Source organism: Streptomyces sp. NPDC017943 (assembly GCF_044328425.1).
GTDB lineage: Bacteria > Actinomycetota > Actinomycetes > Streptomycetales > Streptomycetaceae > Streptomyces > Streptomyces djakartensis_A.
Window position 1 is genome coordinate 127952 of record NZ_JBIRHH010000008.1, and the last position, 16508, is coordinate 144459.

The 16508-nt window shown below is 74.1% G+C and carries 16 protein-coding genes; 8 read left to right on the forward strand and 8 right to left on the reverse strand.

Annotated elements, in window-relative coordinates; genetic code table 11:
- Complete coding sequence (locus ACH4C6_RS25550) at positions 1-288, forward strand: DUF4031 domain-containing protein (RefSeq protein WP_398110917.1); 288 nt, start codon at positions 1-3, stop codon at positions 286-288.
- On the opposite strand, the gene ACH4C6_RS25555 is transcribed toward ACH4C6_RS25550, so the two are convergent.
- Both ACH4C6_RS25555 and ACH4C6_RS25560 read right to left on the reverse strand, forming a co-directional pair.
- Positions 258-1337: a GNAT family N-acetyltransferase gene (locus ACH4C6_RS25555; RefSeq protein ID WP_398110918.1), complete on the reverse strand. Its 1080-nt coding sequence runs from the start codon at positions 1335-1337 to the stop codon at positions 258-260. The two genes, ACH4C6_RS25550 and ACH4C6_RS25555, sit on opposite strands and share 31 nt — an antisense overlap.
- A 10-nt stretch (positions 1338-1347) precedes the next feature.
- On the reverse strand, positions 1348-2010 hold the full coding sequence (locus ACH4C6_RS25560; RefSeq protein ID WP_398110919.1) for a hypothetical protein: 663 nt from the start codon (positions 2008-2010) through the stop codon (positions 1348-1350).
- 47 nt (positions 2011-2057) lie between these two features.
- Here ACH4C6_RS25560 and ACH4C6_RS25565 point away from each other — a divergent pair, with 47 nt between their 5' ends.
- Positions 2058-2735, forward strand: a complete 678-nt coding sequence (locus tag ACH4C6_RS25565; RefSeq protein WP_398110920.1) for a maleylpyruvate isomerase family mycothiol-dependent enzyme — start codon at positions 2058-2060, stop codon at positions 2733-2735.
- A gap of 99 nt (positions 2736-2834) precedes the next feature.
- On the forward strand, positions 2835-3560 hold the full coding sequence (locus ACH4C6_RS25570; protein ID WP_398110921.1) for a copper homeostasis protein CutC: 726 nt from the start codon (positions 2835-2837) through the stop codon (positions 3558-3560).
- Here the strand turns inward: ACH4C6_RS25570 and ACH4C6_RS25575 are convergent.
- Positions 3557-5617 (reverse strand): HelD family protein, encoded by a 2061-nt coding sequence (locus ACH4C6_RS25575; RefSeq protein ID WP_398110922.1) that lies wholly within the window; start codon positions 5615-5617, stop codon positions 3557-3559. The two genes, ACH4C6_RS25570 and ACH4C6_RS25575, sit on opposite strands and share 4 nt — an antisense overlap.
- Before the next feature lie 275 nt (positions 5618-5892).
- Here ACH4C6_RS25575 and ACH4C6_RS25580 point away from each other — a divergent pair, with 275 nt between their 5' ends.
- The gene (locus ACH4C6_RS25580) at positions 5893-6084 is read left to right on the forward strand and encodes a hypothetical protein (protein WP_363119841.1); all 192 of its coding nucleotides are present in this window, start codon (positions 5893-5895) and stop codon (positions 6082-6084) included.
- A gap of 16 nt (positions 6085-6100) precedes the next feature.
- On the opposite strand, the gene ACH4C6_RS25585 is transcribed toward ACH4C6_RS25580, so the two are convergent.
- From ACH4C6_RS25585 to ACH4C6_RS25600, 4 genes are all read right to left on the reverse strand, one after another.
- Entirely contained in the window at positions 6101-7744 is a 1644-nt protein-coding gene (locus ACH4C6_RS25585; RefSeq protein ID WP_398110923.1) for a DNA repair helicase XPB, read from the reverse strand.
- Between the two features lie 703 nt (positions 7745-8447).
- Positions 8448-8636, reverse strand: coding sequence for a hypothetical protein (locus tag ACH4C6_RS25590; protein ID WP_398110924.1), 189 nt, complete (start codon positions 8634-8636; stop codon positions 8448-8450).
- 42 nt (positions 8637-8678) lie between these two features.
- Entirely contained in the window at positions 8679-8810 is a 132-nt protein-coding gene (locus ACH4C6_RS25595; RefSeq protein WP_398110925.1) for a hypothetical protein, read from the reverse strand.
- Positions 8811-9005: 195 nt separating this feature from the next.
- Positions 9006-11546: a helicase-associated domain-containing protein gene (locus ACH4C6_RS25600; protein WP_398110926.1), complete on the reverse strand. Its 2541-nt coding sequence runs from the start codon at positions 11544-11546 to the stop codon at positions 9006-9008.
- Between the two features lie 152 nt (positions 11547-11698).
- Here ACH4C6_RS25600 and ACH4C6_RS25605 point away from each other — a divergent pair, with 152 nt between their 5' ends.
- Together ACH4C6_RS25605 and ACH4C6_RS25610 are read left to right on the forward strand one after the other, a co-directional pair.
- The gene (locus ACH4C6_RS25605; protein WP_398110927.1) at positions 11699-12721 is read left to right on the forward strand and encodes a hypothetical protein; all 1023 of its coding nucleotides are present in this window, start codon (positions 11699-11701) and stop codon (positions 12719-12721) included.
- Positions 12722-13215: 494 nt separating this feature from the next.
- Positions 13216-13848 (forward strand): HAD family hydrolase, encoded by a 633-nt coding sequence (locus ACH4C6_RS25610; RefSeq protein WP_398110928.1) that lies wholly within the window; start codon positions 13216-13218, stop codon positions 13846-13848.
- Here the strand turns inward: ACH4C6_RS25610 and ACH4C6_RS25615 are convergent.
- The gene (locus ACH4C6_RS25615) at positions 13827-14075 is read right to left on the reverse strand and encodes a hypothetical protein (protein WP_398110929.1); all 249 of its coding nucleotides are present in this window, start codon (positions 14073-14075) and stop codon (positions 13827-13829) included. The genes ACH4C6_RS25610 and ACH4C6_RS25615 overlap by 22 nt on opposite strands.
- Before the next feature lie 145 nt (positions 14076-14220).
- Here ACH4C6_RS25615 and ACH4C6_RS25620 point away from each other — a divergent pair, with 145 nt between their 5' ends.
- Positions 14221-15837, forward strand: a complete 1617-nt coding sequence (locus ACH4C6_RS25620) for a recombinase family protein (protein WP_398110930.1) — start codon at positions 14221-14223, stop codon at positions 15835-15837.
- Between the two features lie 258 nt (positions 15838-16095).
- Positions 16096-16479: a cold-shock protein gene (locus ACH4C6_RS25625; RefSeq protein ID WP_010035896.1), complete on the forward strand. Its 384-nt coding sequence runs from the start codon at positions 16096-16098 to the stop codon at positions 16477-16479.
- The last annotated feature ends 29 nt before the right edge of the window (positions 16480-16508 follow it).

The window sequence follows — 16508 nt, forward strand, 5'->3', positions numbered from 1 at the left end:
GTGACGATCTACATAGACCCGCCGACCTGGCCCGGCCACGGCCGCATGTGGTCCCACCTGGTCAGCGACGTCTCCTACGACGAACTCCACGCCTTCGCCGAGCGCCTGGGCGTGCCCCGCCGCGCCTTCGAGCGCGACCACTACGACATCCCCGCCCAGCGGTACGCGGACGCGGTGGCCGCCGGTGCCGTGGAGGTGCGCAGCCGCGAGGTGGTGCGGCTGCTGCACGCGGCGGGGCTGCGCCGGCCCAAGGGCCGCTATCCCTCCCCGGGTTCGCGCAGCTCGTAGGCCAGGTGCCCGGGGTCCTCGGCGACCCGGGCGAAGCCGGCGCGCGCGAGCACGTTCTGCGACGGGGTGTTGCCCCGCTCGACGTTCGCGACGACGGTCCGCACCTGCGGCCGGTCCAGTGCCCACCGCGACAGCGCGACCAGCGCCTCGGTCGCGTGGCCGCGGCCCCGGGCGCCCTCGACCAGGTCGTAGCCGACCTCGACCCGCCCCTGCGCGTCCGGCACGCCGTGGAAGCCCATGGCGCCGATCGCCCGGCCGTCCTCGCGGCGGACCAGCACGTACATGCCCCACTCGGGCAGGTGGACGCCGTCCTCGTACTGCTGGTGCACCAGCCCGGCGCCCACCCGGGTGCCCTCGACCGGGCCGCCCTCGATCCACGCGAAGCCGCCGTCGCCCACCGCGGCGAGATCCGCGGCCGCCGCCGGGGTGACGCCCTGGAGGGTGAGCCGCTCGGTGCCGAGGACCAGGTTGTTGCTCCAGCGCCAGCCGGCGACCGGGGGCCGGCCGGGCAGCTCTCCGCGTCCCGTGGCCCACAGCAGCGTCCGCCAGGGGCTCTCGCCGGGCCGGACGTGCGGGAAGATCCGGGTGAGCACGAAATCACACAGTCCGGGGGCCGGTTCGTAGGCCAGTCCCAGGCCCTCGGCGACGTCGTGGGTGTGCAGCAGCACCTCGGCCACGCCCATCGCGGCGAAGCCCTCGCGGTTCGCGCTGCGGAACGGGTAGGGGTGGAAGGCCCGCACCTCGCGCGGTGTGGTGCGGACCGCGGCGGCCAGCAGCGCCCCCGTCGTGCCGATCACCCGCAGCGCGTCCGCGTTGCCGGCGCCCTCCTCCAGCACGAGCTCGAACGGGGCGTACGACTCCTGCTCCCGCCCGGCCAACTGGCCCGCGTAGGCGATCAGGTCCTCCGCGATGTGCACGGCCGTCCGCCGGCAGCTCCACTCCAGCCGCCCGGCCCGCACGCCCTCCCAGTCCCGGCCGGTGACCGCCCCCAGCAGCTCCACGCACTCGGCGACGGCCTGCTCCACCTGCTCCGCACCCGTTGTCCACATGGCGGGCAGGCTACGAGGGATCCACGCCCGGCAGCGACAGCATTTCCAGCTCGGAGGCCAGGTTGTACCGGGCCGTGGCCTCCCACTCGGCCGCGCCGTGCGGCGTCCGGAACAGCCGTGGCAGGTCCAGGAGTTGGCGCAGGATCGCGGCGCGGCCCGTGCGGAAGGCCTCGTTCGGCACGAAGTGGTACTCCTCGCGCACGGCGGCGGTGTACGCGGCGTACGCCGAGGGCGGGGCGGCGAGGACGGCCAGGTCCGCGTCGCACAGGACCTGGCCGTCGGGGTCGTCGTCGGCCGGGTCGTGGGTGACGGTGAGCCGGACCAGCCGGGCCACCTCGGCCACCGTGCCGTCCGGGACGCCCGCCTCCGGCAGGGCCCGCTCGGCCAGCCGGGCGGAGCGCTCCTCGTTCTCGGAGCGGTCGGGCAGGTACACCGCGTCGTGGAACCAGGCGGCCAGCCGCACCACGTCCGGGTCCCGGGCGTACCGCTGGAGCTCGTCGACGCGGTCCAGGACCGCGGTGAGGTGCTCGGCGGTGTGGTAGCGGCGCTGGGGCTCCTGCCAGCGGGCCAGCAGGTTCTCGGCGTAGGGCACCGGGTCGGGCCCGCCCGCCGGGCCCCGGACCCCCTCCAGGGCGCGGACGAAGCGGGTGCGCAGCATCTCGGGATCGGCCATGGGGGCATTCTCCCGCCGGGGCGGCCCGGGCACCTAGCGTGGGGGTCATGACGACTCCTGCCGATGCGCACGACGTACGGGACCCCGAGCAGCCCGGGCGGTTGCTCGCGACGGAACGGGACGCGCTGATCCCGCTGCTGCGGGGCCGGGCCCCGGAGGACTTCGCCCGGCCGGTGGCCGCGTGCCCGGGCTGGACGGTGCGGGACGTGCTGGCCCACTGCGCGGCCGCGCTGACCCGGGCGGTGGAGGGCGCATGGGGGCCGGACGTGTTCTCGCCCGAGTCCAACGACCGGGACATCGCCGCGCGGTCCGGCTGGAGCGACGCCGAGGTCGTGGACGAACTGGAGCGCGGGATGACCGCGGCCGGGCCGGTGATCGCCCGGGCCGGTGGGAAGCTGGACGGCCTCGCCCTGGGGGAGTGGGTGCACGCCGGGGACGTGCGGGACGCCCTGGGCGAACCGGGGGCGTACGGCGGGGCCGGGCTGCCCGACGCGCTGGCGCTGCTGGCCCGCCTCACCCGCGAGCGCGGCCACGTGCCGCTGCACGCCGACCTCGACGACCTGGACGAGCCGCTGCGGCTGGGGGAGAGCGGCGGGGAGCGGCCCCCGGGCCGGTTCATCGGCGACGGGCCGACCCTGGTCCGCCTGTACACGGGACGGCCGGCCGGCGGCGCCGTGTTCGAACTCGCCGGGGTGGAGGCCGAGGAGCTCGACATCTACGGGTGAGGCGCTCCCCGGGGCGTGGGAGGCGGTGGGAATGGGCAGCGTAGTCTGTGATTGGACTAGACCTGTCATCGAACGCCGCCATGCCGACGAAGGGGCCCCATGAGCAAGCGTGCAGTCCTGGAGGTGATCGCCCTCGGCGTCGAGGACGCGGTCGCCGCCCAGGAGGGAGGCGCGGACCGCCTCGAGCTGGTCACCGACATGGCGGCCGACGGGCTCACCCCGTCGCCCGCCACCGTCGCCGGGATCCGGCGCGCCGTCGACATCCCCCTGCGGGTGATGGTCCGCCTCGCGGACGGCTTCGCCGCGGGGGACGTCGACCGGCTCGCCGGTACGGCCGCGGAGCTGCGGGAGGCCGGGGCGCGCGAGTTCGTGCTGGGCTTCCTCGACGCCGGGGGCGCGGTGGACCTGCCGGCCGTGGAGCGGGTGGTGGCCGCACTGGACGGATGCCCCTGGACCTTCCACCGGGCCATCGACCGGGCCGCCGACCGGGACGCCGCGCGCAAGCAGCTGGACGGGCTGCCCGGGCTCGACACGTACCTGACGGCCGGATCGGCCGGCGGGGTCGACGACGGGCTGCCCGTGCTGCTCGCGGAGGCCGCGCGGGCCGGTGAGCCGGGCTACGAGCAGCAGGTGCTGGTGGGCGGCGGGCTGCGGCTCGACCACGTGCCGGTGCTGCGCGCGGCCGGCGTCGACGGCTTCCACATCGGCGGCGCGGCCCGCCCGGGCGGCTGGGACGCGCCGGTGTCGGCGGAGGCGGTGGCCGAGTGGCGCGCCGCGGTGGACGCCGCCCGGCAGGCGCCCGCCGCCCCCCTGGCGGCGACCTAGGCCAACACCCCCGGGCCCTGGGCGAGTTGCGGGGGCAGCGGGGCCGTGTGCGTGACCGTCAGGCCCGACACCGCCCGGGTGAGGGCCACGTACAGGCGGCGCAGGCCGGTTCGCTCGTCCGGTTCGCCGTCGACCACCGCGCGCGGCTCGTCCAGGACGACGTGGTCGTACTCCAGGCCCTTGGCCAGGGACGCCGGGACCAGGGTCAGCCGGGTCTCGCGGGTGGTCTCCTCGCCGGGGCCCAGAAACGGCATCCCGGCGCGCTCCAGCGCCCCGGCCAGCTCCGGGATCCGCGCGTCCGCCGCGATCAGGCCCGTCGAGCCCTCGTGCCGCAGCGCGTCACGGCAGGCGTCGACCACGTCCGCCGCGCCGGACACCGGCCGGATCTCGAAGCGGCCCGGGTTCTCCCGGATCGACACCACCGGGGTGAGGCCGGGCGCGATGTCCGGCAGCAGCCGGGAGGCGTAGGTGATGACGTCCGTCGGCACGCGGAAACCGGCCGTCAGCTCCTCGATCACCGCGTCCTGCTTGCCGAGGTGGCGCAGCGCCTCCTGCCAGCTGCGCGTCGCCCAGGGCGTCGTGCCCTGTGCCAGGTCGCCCAGGACGGTGGCGCTGCCGGTGGTGCAGCGGCGGCCGACCGCCCGGTACTGCATGGGGGACAGGTCCTGCGCCTCGTCCAGGACGACGTGCCCGAGGGAGTGCGTGCGCCGGACCAGGTCGGTGGCCTCGTCGACCAGGACGGCGTCGGCGGCCGACCACCTGGCCGACTTCACACTGCGGGCAGGCTTCGCCCACAGGATCGCCTTCCGCTCGTCCGCGTCGAGGATCCCCTCCGCGTGCTCGGCGAGGAACTCCGCGTCCGACAGCAGCCGCAGCACCAGTTTCGCCGGGTCGACGGCCGGCCAGATCGTCTTCACGGCCGCCTTCACCGCGGTGTTGCGGGCCACCGCGTCCTGCACGCGGTCGTCCGGGGCCTCGCCCGAGCGCTCCATCTGCACCAGCACGGCGTGCGCGATGCGCTGCGGCAGGGCCTCCCGGGCGGCGCCGTAGCGGATGTCCCGGTCGAGCAACTCGCGGACGATGTCCTCCAGTTCGTACGCCGGCACCCGCCAGCGGCGGGAGCCGCGCACCACCACGACCGGCTCGGCGGGCATCGTCACGTGCGAGTACAGCGCCCGGCGCAGCACCTCGGCCATGCGGGCGTCGCCCTTGACGGTCGCGGCCGCCGCCTCGTCCGTGCCCCTGATCTCCACGTGGGCCACCAGGTCCTCGACGGTGGCCTGCTGCACGGTCAGTTCGCCGAGCGCGGGCAGCACCTGCTCGATGTAGTGCAGGAAGGACCGGTTCGGCCCGATGACCAGCGTGCCCGTGCGGGCCAGGCGCTCGCGGTGCGCGTAGAGCAGGTAGGCGACCCGGTGCAGGCCGACGGCGGTCTTCCCGGTGCCCGGGCCCCCCTGCACGCACACCGAGCCGGCCAGCCCGGACCGGACGATCTCGTCCTGCTCGGGCTGGATGGTCGCGACGATGTCCCGCATCGGGCCGACGCGGGGCCGTTCGATCTCCTGCTGGAGCAGCTTGCTGGTGCGGGCCGCCTCGGCCGGGTCGGAGAGGTGCTCGTCCTCGTACGCCGTGATGTCGCCGCGGGTGTAGCCGAAGCGGCGGCGCAGCGCGACGTCCATCGGGTCCTTCTTGGACGCCCGGTAGAACGGCTGCGAGACCGGTGCCCGCCAGTCGATGACCATGGGGTCGCCGTCATGGTCGTGCACATGGCGGCGCCCGATGTAGAAGCGTTCCCCTTCCGCTCCCTCGGCCCGGTCGCCGCCCGGGGCGTGCAGGTAGTCGAGCCGGCCGAAGAACAGCGGGGTGTCGCTGAGGTCGGCCAGGGACTTGACGCGCTCCTCGATCTGGCGGGCCAGCACCTCGGCGTTGACCCAGTTCGCGGTGACGTCGGTGATGTCGAGGGCCTCGACGTCCTCGCGCATGGCGCGCAGGGCGGAACGGGACGCGGCGAGGTGGGAGCGCTCACGGGAGAGCGGATCGTCGACGGGCGTGGACAAGGGGGTGCCTCCGGAGGGACCTGCTGGGGGAAGGGCGGTGAGGCCGGCCGGTTTCCGTCCGGTCGGCGGCGCTCCGAGAGGGAGGCGGGCAAGAGCGGAGATCTTAGAGGAGCGGCACCACCGCCCGCGAACCGTTTTCCGTCCCCTAGGGGACGGACCGGGCGCAAGCCCTCCTTCCCGGGGGGACCGGTCGGCCCACGGGCGTACCCGCACGGCCCGCAGGTTCCGTCCCGAGACCGACGCGGGCTTTACGGGGCGAAACGCACCATGGAGACATGAGCGCAGCCACCATCCACCCTGCCCCGGCACCGGGCCGCCCGCCCGGCGCCACCGCCGTGGCGGGCAGCCACCGCCACCGTCTCGGCGATGCCCTGCGCGCCGTCAAGGTCTTCGCGGGCGCCGCCTTCGACGTGATCGTCCTCGGTCAGTACGGGGAGGAGGTCGGCGTGGTCCGCCGCCCTCGGTGAGCGGACCCCGCGTACCTCAGCTCCCCGCCAGCAGCTCGTCCGCGTCCATGATCCGGTACGCGTAGCCCTGCTCCGCCAGGAAGCGCTGGCGGTGGGCGGCGAAGTCCTGGTCGATGGTGTCCCGGGCGACCACGGAGTAGAAGTGCGCCTGGTGCCCGTCCGACTTGGGCCGCAGCACCCGGCCGAGGCGCTGGGCCTCCTCCTGCCGGGAGCCGAAGGTGCCCGACACCTGGATCGCGACCGTCGCCTCCGGCAGGTCGATCGAGAAGTTCGCGACCTTGGACACCACGAGCACGCTGATCTCGCCCTCGCGGAAGGCGTCGAAGAGCTTCTCCCGCTGCGCGTTGGACGTCTCGCCCTTGATCACGGGCGCCCCGAGGTGCTCGCCCAGCTCGTCGAGCTGGTCGATGTACTGGCCGATGACCAGGATCTGCTGCCCGGCGAACCGGCGCACGATCGCCTCCGTGACCTTCCGCTTGGTCGCGGTCGTCGCACAGAAGCGGTACTTCTCCTCCGCCTCGGCCGTGGCGTACGCCAGGCGCTCGGAGTCGGTGAGGTTGACGCGGACCTCGACGCAGTCGGCGGGCGCGATGTAGCCCTGCGCCTCGATCTCCTTCCACGGCGCGTCGAACCGCTTGGGACCGATCAGGGAGAAGACGTCCGACTCCCGGCCGTCCTCCCGGACCAGGGTCGCCGTCAGCCCGAGCCGTCGGCGGGCCTGGAGGTCGGCGGTGAACTTGAAGACCGGCGCGGGCAGCAGGTGCACCTCGTCGTAGACGATCAGCCCCCAGTCCCGGGAGTCGAACAGCTCCAGGTGCGGGTAGACGCCCTTCCGCCGGGTCGTCAGCACCTGGTAGGTGGCGATCGTGACGGGCCGGATCTCCTTGCGGGTCCCGCTGTACTCGCCGATCTCCTCCTCGGTCAGCGAGGTTCGCTTCACCAGCTCGTGCTTCCACTGCCGCGCGGAGACGGTGTTGGTGACGAGGATCAGCGTCGTCGACTTCGCCTGGGCCATCGCACCCGCGCCGACCAGCGTCTTACCGGCGCCGCAGGGCAGGACGACGACGCCCGAACCGCCGTGCCAGAAGTTCTCCACGGCCTGCTGCTGGTACGGCCGCAGCGCCCAGCCGTCCTCGGCCAGGTCGATCGCGTGCGCCTCGCCGTCGACGTACCCGGCGAGGTCCTCCGCCGGCCAGCCCAGCTTCAGCAGCGTCTGCTTGATCTGGCCGCGCTCCGAGGGGTGCACGGCCACCGTGTCGGGGTCGATCCGCGCGCCGACCAGCGGGGTGATCCGCTTGGACTTCAGGACCTCCTCCAGCACCGGACGGTCGGTGGTCGTCAGGACCAGTCCGTGCGCGGGGTGCTTGGAGAGGGTGAGGCGGCCGTAGCGGTCCATCGTCTCGGCGATGTCCACGAGCAGCGCGTGCGGCACCGGGTAGCGGCTGTACTGCACCAGCGCGTCGACGACCTGCTCGGCGTCGTGGCCGGCGGCGCGCGCGTTCCACAGGCCCAGCGGGGTCACCCGGTAGGTGTGGATGTGCTCCGGGGCACGCTCCAGCTCGGCGAACGGGGCGATGGCCCGACGGCAGTCGCCGGCCTGCTCGTGGTCGACTTCCAGGAGCAGGGTCTTGTCGGACTGGACGATCAGCGGACCATTCACGCGCGGCACCTTTCTGCGGCCGGAGGGCTCGGACGGCTCGACAGCACGACGCCTCGGCCAAACGTCCAGTGTGCCTGATCCACCCCACCGCACGCTGTGACGCGCGTCCGCCCCCCCCGGGCCCCCGGGTCGTCCGGCGCCCCGGCTCTCCGGCCGTCTGGTGCCCCGGCACTCCGGGGCCCTCCGGCCGTGCGGTGCCCCGGCCCTCCGGCCGTCTGGTGCCCCGGCCCTCCGGCCGTCCGGTGCCTCGGCTCTCCGGTGTCCCGGCCTCCCGGGGCCCTCCGGCCGTCCGGTGCCCTGGCCCTCCGGCCGTCCGGTGCCTCGGCTCTCCGGGGTCCCGGCCCTCCGGCTGTCCGGCGCCTCGGCTCTCCGGGGTCCCGGCCCTCCGGCTGTCCGGCGCCCTGGCACCCGGGCCGTCCGGCGCCCTGGCCCCCGGCCCCCGGCCGCCCGGCGCCCCGGTGCCCTGGCCCTCCGGCGTCCCGGCCCCCCAGCTGTCCGGCGCCCCGGCTGCCCGGCTGCCCGGCGCCCCGGCGCCCCGGCCCCGGCTGTCCGGCGTCCTGGCCCCCGGGCTGTTCGGTGCCCTGGCCCCCGGGCCGTCCGGCGCCCCCCCGGACACACGGGCGCCCCCCCGGACACACGGGCGCCCCCCCGGACACACGGGCGCCCGGCGCCCGTACACCCGGGCGCCCGGACCCGGGCGCTGTCACCTCAGTGCGGGCAGGGTGATGTTGTTCACCAGTGGGCCCTCGACGCTCACCCCCTCGGTGATCAGGGACTCCACCCCGGCGACCGGCAGGGGCAGCGGCAGCGCGGGCCCCGCGGTGGCGGCGGGCGCGGCCCCGACCAGCAGGGCGACGGCGAACAGGACGGCGGCGGCGGACTTCTCACGCATGAGGACGACGGGACCCCTTCCCTGCCGGCGGTGCGGAACGGATCAGATCTGCGGCGTCTCCAGGACGAGACCGGCGATGTCGATGCTCACCGCGGCCGCCGGAGTGGCGAGCGAACCGCACGTCATCAGCACGGCGGTGGCCAGGACGGCGGCGATACGGCGGACAGCGCGCATGGGGACACTTCCTTTCGGGTGGCGACCGGCCCGAACCCCCTCCCGGGACCGGGCCGCATCAGGACACCCGGTGGCTGCCCCCGCACCCGGCCCGTGATGCGGCGCACCCGGCAAGGTCGCCCGAGGGTGGGAACTCCCCGGCGTGGCGCGCATGAACGCCGGCGTGCACCCGTACGGGTGAGACGCCGGGCGGTCTCAGCCGGCGTCGTCCGCGAGCTCCGCGACACCGGTGATCCGGTGCAGCGGATACGTGCGCACTTCGTCGGCGGTGTGGTCGTACGCCGTGACGAAACCGCCCTCCACCCGGATCGGGGCGATGACCCGCTGGCTAGCGGCCCCCTCGGCGTTCACGTAACCGATCCACAGCGCCTCGCCGGTGAGCACGGCGGCCTGCATGGTGGCCAGCGTCTCCGCCGGACCGGTGCGCGGCAGTTCACCGTCCGCGGCCGGGGCCGTACCGGGCTTGCGCGGAGCGGTGGAGGCGAGGTCACCGGCGCGGATCGCGCGCAGCGCGGCCGACAGGAGGGTGTCGTCGGGCACCGGCGGGCCGTCGGGAACCGGCTCGGGCGCGCCCCGGGGCGGGGTGCGGTGGGCGAGCGCGCGCGTGATCAGCACATCGCCCTCGGCGGACTCGGCGGCCGGCGCGAAGCCCATCGCCCGCAACCCCTCCAGCAGCCCGGCCGGGTCGGCCTGCGCGGCCAGCACCGTCGGGGCGAGCCGGCGCAGCCCCAGGCCGCCCGCCCGCTTGTCGGCGAGGATCTCGTTGAGCACCGCCTCGTCGTCGCAGCGCACGTACGACGACGCGGCACCGACGCGCAGGTGCCCGTGCCGGCGGGCCACGTCGTCGATCAGGTAGGCGAGCGGCTGCGGCACCGGCGTGCGGGAGTGCGCGGCGAGGAAGGCGTGCAGGTCCGAGGCGCTCTGCCCGGCGTCCAGCGCCCGGCGCACCGAACCGGGCGTGAACCGGTAGACGGTGGCCCCGCCCTTCGACTCGACATCCGCGAGCACCCCGAGCATGTCGGCCAGCGGCCGCTGCAAGGGCCCCGGCGCCACGGCCGTCAGGTCGGCCTGCAACAGCACGTGGTCCAGCGGCTCGGGCAGCAGCGGGGCGAGCAGCCGGGCCGCGGCCGCGGCGGCGACGGCCTGCTCGGCCGCGTTCAGCGGGGCGGGCGGAGCGGGACGGTGGTGATGGTGGACGGGCAGCTTGTCGCCCGGCCCGGACGGCTGTGCCCCGGTCTCCTTCGCCGGGACCGGCGGCAGGCCCAGCAGCGCCCGGCCGTGGCCCGACAGCGCGCCCCGGCCCGTCACACCGAGCAGTTCCGCCTCCGACAGCGCCCACTCGGCGAGCCGCCCGCGCAGATCGTCCTCGCCCCGGTCCCCACGCAGGGGCCGCTCCCAGCGCAGCCGGGCGAGCACCGATGCGGCGGCCGGCGCGGCGCCCTCGGGCAGCCCGGCCAGCAGGGTCAGCACCCGGTGCCGCACCTCCGGCGCGGCCGACCGGTCGAGTCCGGGCCCGAGCGCGGACAGCGTCCGGTCCTTGGCGTCGCGCCCGCCCACCAGGCCCGCCGTGCGGGTCGCCGCCAGCCAGGCCGTGACCAGCCGCGCCCAGCGCTCGGCGGCGGGCTGCTCGCGCCACTCGTCATGGGCGGGGGTCACCGCGTAGCGCTCGTCGGCCTCCCCGTCCGAGGCGATCAGGCCCGCCGCGTACGCCAGTTCCACCCAGAACGCGGCGACCGGCTCCGGCACGTCCAGCGCGACCGCCGTCCGCTTCAGGTCCCGCACGCTCAGACCCCCGGCCCGCAGCACCGCCGGACCACCCTCGTCCCAGTCCTTCAGCAGCTCCTCGACGGTCGCGAGCGCGGTGTACGCCTGGCCGGCCGCGGTGCTGTCCACAACCTGTGGACGGTACGCGGCGGCGGCCTCGACGGCCGGCGGCACCGGCTCGGGCGCCCGATGGGCCCGACCACCCCGCAGGTGCAGGGCGACCTCACGCGGCAGGACGACCGTCCCGGGCGCGGTCGGCAGCAGCAACCCGCGGTCCAGCAGCCAGCGCAACCGGGGCGCCGGATCGGCCGTGACCTGCCCGTACGGCGGCCCCCACACCAGGCGCTCCAGCACCTCCAGGGAGTCGGCCGGGGCACCGTCGAGCAGGGCGGCCATCCGCTCCCGGTCCCCGAACAGCGCCGACAGCGCGGTCACCGCGGAGACCGAGTCATGCGTGGAGGGCAGCCCGGCCGCCGTGACGATCTCCTGGATCCGCCCCGGCGACATCCCCGAGGTGGCCTCCCGCACCGTCGGACCCAGACCCGTCGGCGAGGGGTGCTGCGGCGAGGGCGACAGCAACTCGCGCGCGGTGCGCACCAGCCGCAGCCGGTCGTCGCCACCCCACACCAGGGCCTGCTCGCGCAGCACGTCCAGGGCGTGCGGCAGCGCCGCGACGACGGCCGGGTCCGCCTCGTCCCCGGCCATGAGCCCGAGCAGCTCCCCGTACTCCGCCGGGTCCCCGGCCACCGCCAGCGCCTCCGCCGTCTGCAGGGCGAACCGGTCCAGCCGCTCCAGGGCCCGGACGACCGAGGCACGCGTGCCCGCCCGCGTCGCCAGCTGCGTCAGGTCGGTGGGGACGGGCGTGATGAGGTCCGGGCGGCTGCGCAGGAGCGCGCCCAGCGAAGCGTCGCCCCGCGCGCGGAGCGCTTCCGCCAGGGAGCGGGGGGCCGAAGGCGTGTCCTCGGGGCTCATCCGGTCCACGGTAGCGGGTCGCCTCGGGCGCCCGGGCCGACCGTGCGGGGCCCCGCTCCCGGACGGCGGACGGGCATTTGGCCGGGTCATCGCCCCGCGCGGTACCGTCGTCCGACGGCGTCACGCAACGGATGCGCCCCGGAGGGGACTTCGTGGGGATTGAGAGCGACCAGGTCGTTTACGAGTATCTGAGCCGCGTCGGCGACGTGGCCCAGCAGCAGCAGTTGTCCTCGGCCACCCGGATGCGCCTGGTCGCCGACCTGCGCAACGAGATCGACCGGCGCCGCGCCAAGGCCACCGTCGACTCGCCCGCCGCCGTGCGCCGCATCCTGACCCGGCTGGGCAGCCCCGACGAGGTCGTGGCGGCGGCGGCCGACGGCGGCGGCCCGGACACCGCCGGTGCCGCGCCGGGCACCGCGCCGCCCGCCGCCGTGCCCGTGCAGCGCGAGCGCGAGCCCCGGGCGCGGGACGAGGGGCCCGAGGGAGGCGTCCGGCGCATCGTCCCGCGCCCCCGCCGGTCCCGGGCCGCCGAACAGGCCCGGCCGGCCCCCGCGGAGGGAGCGGCCCCGCCGCACCTGGCCGCGGCGCACGAACTCGGCGGCAGCGCGGTGGAGCCGGACTGGTGGCGCGTGGACAGCAGCCCGTTCGGCGTGGGCGACGAGGTGCCCGGGTTCGTGGGCGGGGTGGAGCTGCCCGACCTGCTCAAGCCGCCGCCGCAGCGCAAGCCGGAGAACGAGGGACCGGACGGACCCGCCGCCGGGACCGCCCCGGCGGTCGAGACGGCCCCCGCGACCCCGGAGCCCGGCGGCCGCCGCCGCTTCCCGGGCCTGCCCTCGCCGGGCTGGAGCAACCCCTTCCTGCTGGTCGCCGCCGGGCTCCTCGTCACGGGCGCCGTCCTCGGCAACTGGTTCGTCCTGCTCCTCGGCTGGCTCCTGGCCTACGCCTCGCGCCGCCTCACCCCGGCGGAGACCAAGTGGACGGTCGCCGTCCTGCCCGGCCTGTGCGTGGCAGGGGGACTGGTCTGGCTCTGGGGCCGGATGAACGACCGCTGGGGCGACCCCGTCGCCGAGGGCCACCTGAACGACGCGGTGTCGGAGACCTGGCCGTGGGTGGTACGGGCGGCGGCGATCACCTCGGCCCTGTTCCTCGTCTGGCGCTCCCAGCGCCGCGGATAGCCGACGGCGGGCCGACACCCCACCGCGCAAGCACCGCCGCCCCCACCCGGACGACGGTCCGCCACCCGCGCCCGCCGACCGCTGCTCACCGACCGCAGACCCTGGCCGCAGCCCAGCACCCGCCACCGTCGGCAGGCGACGGCCGCCCTCCGCAGGGGCCGACGGCCGTCGGGATATCCGGGGCCCCGGGTCAGCGCCCGTAGGCGCCGGGCTGCCACCGTCGGCAGGCGGCGGCCGCCCCCACAGGGGCCGACGGCCGTCGGGATTTCCGGGCCCCGGGCCAGCGCCCGTAGACGCCGGGCTGCCACCGTCGGCAGGCGGCGGCCGCCCCCACAGGGGCCGACGGCCGTCGGGATATCCGGGGCCCCGGGGCAGCGCCCGTAGGCGCGGGGCCGCCACCCGTTCGCAGGCGGCGGCCGGCATCCGCAGGGGCGAGGGCCGGGCCGTCAGGGGGTCCCGGCCGGCGTCGACGGCGCCCGGGCACAATGGCCCATATGGCTGACACCACCTCGCCCGCGCTCACCGTCGGTTTCGATCTCGACATGACCCTCATCGACTCCCGGCCCGGCATCCGGGCCTGCTACCGGGCGCTGTCGGAGCGGACGGATGTGTACATCGACGCCGACCTCGCGGTCACCCGGCTGGGACCGCCGCTGGCCGAGGAGCTGATCAACTGGTTCCCGGCCGAGGAGGTGCCGGCCATGGCGGACGTGTACCGCGCGATGTACCCGGCCTACGCCGTCGAGGCGACCCCCGCGCTGCCCGGCGCCCGCGAGGCCGTCGACGCCGTGCGTGAGGCCGGGGGACGGGCGATCGTCGTCACCGCCAAGTACGAGCCCAACGCCAAGCTGCACCTCGCCCACCTGGGCATCGAACCCGACGCCGTCATCGGCGACCTGTGGGCCGAGCAGAAGGCGGAGGCCCTGCGCGAGCACGAGGCGGGCGTCTACGTCGGCGACCACGTCGGGGACGTCCGCGGGGCCCGCACGGCCGGCGCGCTCTCCGTCGCGGTGGCCACCGGCCCGTGCTCCCCGGAGGAACTGCGCGCGGCGGGCGCGGACGTGGTGCTCGGTGACCTGACCGAATTCCCGCGCTGGATGGCGGACTACCGCCCCGCGCGCGCCTGACGCCGCCCGGCCGCCACGGAACGCAGCACTCCCGCTCCGGCCAGCAGGAAACCGACGGCCATGAGCATGCTCAATCCGAACATGTACGTCGGAAAGGGCGTCGTCCCGAGGAGCAACGGGGCGACCGTGACCAGAGTGGCCACGGCGCCGACGAAGAAGACGACGGCTCCGGTACGGACCAGACGGTCACCGGGAGCGGCGGAATTCGTTCGGGTGTTGTCACGCACCCGACCAGGGTAGTTCCCAGCATGACGGAGCAGCCGGTGCCCCCGTTGTCACCCGGCTGTACCGACGAGCGCGAGGCGATGAAGTGTGCCTCCCGGTAATCGCAAGCTGATCACCTAGGCACACACCCTTCGCTAGCCTCCCCTCATGCAGCCCGCCCTGCGCTACCTCGCCTGTCTCCGCCTCTCTGCCGACTCGGACGGCTCCACGTCCATCGAGTGGCAGCGCGGCGTGATCCGACACCACGTCAGCTCCCCGCACCTGTCCGGCGTCCTGGTGGGGGAGGCGGAGGACACGGACGTATCCGGCTCCTTGTCCCCCTTCAAGCGTCCCAGGCTCGGACGTTGGCTCACGGCCAGGGCTGATGAGTTCGACGTGCTCATCGCAGCCAGGATGGACAGGCTGACGCGTCGCTCAGTGCACTTCAGCGAACTGATGGAGTGGGCGCAGGAAAACGGGAAGTTCATCGTCTGCGTGGAGGAGGGGTTCGACCTGAGCACCCCTCAAGGCAAGATGATGGCTCGTATGACAGCCGTATTCGCTGAGGCTGAGTGGGACACCATCCAGGCGCGCATCCTCAACGGAGTCCAGAGCCGCCTGGAGAACCGCTCATGGCTTACGGGCGCTCCACCTACCGGCTACCGCATCAAAACCGTGGAGGGAGGCAAGAGGAAGGTCCTGGAGATTGATCAGGACTTCCACCCCTACGTGGAAGAGATTTTCACCCGTGTACGTGAGGGGCAGTCCACGCACAGGATTGCCCGAGACTTCAACAGTCGTGGCGTGCTCACCTGGGGGGACCACCTCAGGAAGTTGAAGGGGGAGGAAACCAAGGGAACGCAATGGCAATCGACCATCATCAACAAGTTTCTCCGCTCCTCTTGGGTGCCCGGTATCTACACATACAAAGGGGAGGCTGTTCTGGATGCCGAGGGGAACCCTGTTGTTCTGCCTGAGAAGCCCCTGGCGTCCATGGATGAATGGGCAGACCTGGTCGACAGGATCAAACCGACTCCCAAGCCCGTAGGGGCGGAAAGCCGTACCGGTGGCAAGAGTCTGCTTGCCGGTATCGCTCGCTGCGGCAGCTGTGGAGCTCCTGTCACTTCTCTTCTGAACTCTGGGCACACCAGGAAAGACGGCACGAGGGTTCCCGGCCACAGGTATTACCGCTGCTCCAACAAGTTCAAGGGCGGCAACTGCACTACTGGTCTCTACGTCCGTGCTGATGTGCTCGATGCATGGGTCGATCAGGAGATCCGCGGGAGCGTAGGTACGTGGGATATGTACGAGCGGGCCGGTAAGGGACCTTCGCAGGCCGGGGAACTTCAGTCCTCCAGGGCGCGCCTGGAAAAACTGGAGGCCGACTTCCTGGCAGGTGAGTACGACGCAGAGGGGCAGGAAGAGTCGTACCGGCGCATGCACAAAGGGTTGTCGGCGAAGGTGGCTTTCCTGGCGAAGTGGGAAGAGGAGAGGATCAACCCGGCGCCGAGAGTGACGGGCAAGAAGTACGGGGAGGTCTGGGAGTCCAAGGATCAGGAGGACCGTAGAGAATTTCTCCGCACCTACGGCGTGAGGATCTGGGCGTGGGACAAGGGGGCGGACGAAAGGAGGAGAGGGATGGTGATGGACCTGGGAGACATCCAAGCCATGGCGAACGAGCTTGCTCTGTCCCACCCCGAAAATCAGAGCCAGATGGCAAGAACGGTGATCAGTCACAACGTCACCGAGGGATACCGACGGAAGGTGTTGGGGTTCGCTTGCTGACACGTTGATGATGGGCGTGCCCGTGCCGGTCCCGAGCCGCCGAGGCTCTCGGGGTCCCGGACTCCTGCGCCACCCTGCACCGGCACCCTGGCCGAGTCCCCCCAACAGCCCCTCGGGGACTCTGCCTTACCTGGGCGGGGGCTCCGGGTCCGGGGCGGGATTAAGGCCGTGTGTCCCTGGGGAGAGCCCCAGTAAGGTGGTCAACGGCAGTTCAGTGGCGTCCGGCCCCGTCCGGGACCGATCGAGGGAGCGTGTGCTTTGCCGACTGGCAAGGTCAAGTGGTTCAACAGTGAGAAGGGCTTCGGCTTTCTCTCCCGTGACGATGGCGGTGACGTCTTCGTCCATTCCTCGGTCCTCCCCGCCGGAGTCGAGACGCTCAAGCCGGGCCAGCGCGTGGAGTTCGGCGTCGTGGCCGGGCAGCGCGGCGACCAGGCGCTGTCGTTGACGATCCTGGACCCGACCCCGTCCGTCGCGGCGGCGACACGCAAGAAGCCGGACGAGCTGGCCTCGATCGTCCAGGACCTGACCACGCTTTTGGAGAACATCACGCCGATGCTGGAGCGGGGCCGCTACCCCGAGAAGACCGCCGGCAAGAAGATCGCCGGGCTGCTGCGCGCGGTCGCCGACCAGCTGGACGTCTGACCGGCCGGCCGACCGCCGTGCGGGCCCAC